We start from the raw sequence: 1,820 nt of genomic DNA on the forward strand, positions 1-1,820 counted from the left end.
GGACGTGCTGGAGCTGTACAAACTCGCCGTGGAGATGGCCGACCGGGTGTCCGCGCGCCGCGGCTCGGCCAACGCGTTCTTCCTCTCCGTGCAGACGGCGCTGGTCAGCGTGATCGGCTTCGGCATGTCCCAGTGGGCCGAACCGCCGTGGTACGTCTTCGTGCCGGTGACCATGGGCGGTGTCACCCTCTCCCTCGCCTGGTGGCTTCAACTCCGCTCGTACCGGCATCTCAACGCCGCCAAGTTCCGTGTCATCAACGAGATCGAGACGCGGCTGCCGGTGCGGATCTTCACCGACGAGTGGGCGGTGTTACGCGGCACCCCGGAGCCGCGCCGGACCCGCCGGTACGCCGAGATCGGCACCTCCGAGCGCATCGTGCCCTTCGTGTTCGCCCTGGCCCACCTGGTGCTGCTGGCTGGCACACTGTCCGGGTGACCTACCTCGACCCGCTCGCCGATCTCATCCGGTCCTGCCTGCCGCCCGCCGCGCGGCCGCCCGAGGGCTCCGAGGACCTGTTCCGGCTCTACGCGGTGCTGCTGCGCGCGAAGGGTGAGCGGGTCACGGACGAGGACGTGCACGACGCGTGGTCCGCGTGGATGCAGACGGTCGACGACGGGCACGCCTCGCTCGTGCCCTTCGAGGACCTCTCCCCCGAGACGCGGGCGTCGGACGCGCCGTACACGGAGGCGATACGGGAGGCGGCTCGGCGGTTGGGGGGCGGTCGGGGGTGACCACGGAGGGTGAATTCCCGTATGAACGTTACGTGTTACACGCGCGTGGTGCGTAGCGTCTTGTGTCATGCATGTGGACAGGCATGACGGAGACGCGGGACGCAGCGGGGTGACGGCTCCCCGCCAGCTGCGCAGCGTGGGATTCGGCGCCCGTGGTGCCGGATGCGTGACACGGATCATCGGCTTCCTCGTGGCTGTGGGCGGACTCAACCGCATCCGGACGCGGATGATGTTCGGCATCTTGGAAGCCGAGGACGTCGTCATCGGCTTGTTGATGCTCGCCGGCGGCATCGTGGCGGTGTTCAGCGGCACACGCCTGTCCCGCTTCGGCAGGCGCCACACGACTCGGCTGGTCAAGGACGCGGGGGCGCTGGAGCCGCAGTCGTACATCCTGTACCTGCGGCCCTTCGACCTCGACGACGAGTTGTACGGGATCAAGCCGATTCCCGCCGCCTCTCCGATCCGCAGGTTGCGCACGCCCTACAGCCGCACCTTCGAAGAGCACATGGTGTTCGACCTGCGGCGCAAGCTGGGGCCGGTCGTGGCCGTCGGGCGGCCCGACGAACGCCTGCCGCTGTCGGGGGCGCGACGGTTCTACCTGCCGCTGCACAACTGGAAGCCCACCGTGAGCGACGCCATCCGCAAGGCGAGACTCGTGGTGCTCGCCACCGGAACCAGTGAAGGCACCTTGTGGGAGTTCACCGAGGCCGTCCGGTTGCTGCCGCCGGAGCGCCTGCTGGTCACGGTGTTCACCGACGAGCGCGAGTACGACCGGTTCAGGACGGCGGCCGGCGCGGCCTTCGCCGCCCGGGCCGCCCGACTTCAGGGCGAGGAGGCGAGGAGGCTCGCCGCCTTCCGGTGGCCGGCGTACCCGCCGCTGAAGAAGCCGGACACCATCATGCGCGTGGCCGGGACGCAGGGATACATCGTCTTCGGCCCCGACTGGACACCGGAGTTCGTCCGGGTCGACCCCACTGCGGTGCGGGCCCTCACCCTTGCCGGGCGCAGCCACGCGATGGCGCGCCGCCAGGTGAACCCCGTCATGCGCCGGATCAAGCAGGGGCTGGCCCAAGCACCCGCCCCCGCCC

General features: G+C 69.9%; 3 protein-coding genes. All 3 read left to right on the forward strand.

Annotated elements, in window-relative coordinates:
* A partial coding sequence (locus CCN29_RS33880; protein ID WP_107481770.1) for a RipA family octameric membrane protein occupies positions 1 to 436 on the forward strand: 436 nt, incomplete at its 5' end.
* Complete coding sequence (locus CCN29_RS33885; protein WP_006131943.1) at positions 433 to 732, forward strand: DUF7701 domain-containing protein; 300 nt, start codon at positions 433 to 435, stop codon at positions 730 to 732. The genes CCN29_RS33880 and CCN29_RS33885, both read left to right, overlap by 4 nt.
* Positions 733 to 898: 166 nt before the next feature.
* On the forward strand, positions 899 to 1,820 hold a 922-nt coding region (locus CCN29_RS33890; protein ID WP_086686294.1), incomplete at its 3' end, for a hypothetical protein.

The sequence above is a fragment of the Streptomyces pseudogriseolus genome, from assembly GCA_002154585.1.
In the GTDB taxonomy this organism is placed as follows: domain Bacteria; phylum Actinomycetota; class Actinomycetes; order Streptomycetales; family Streptomycetaceae; genus Streptomyces; species Streptomyces pseudogriseolus.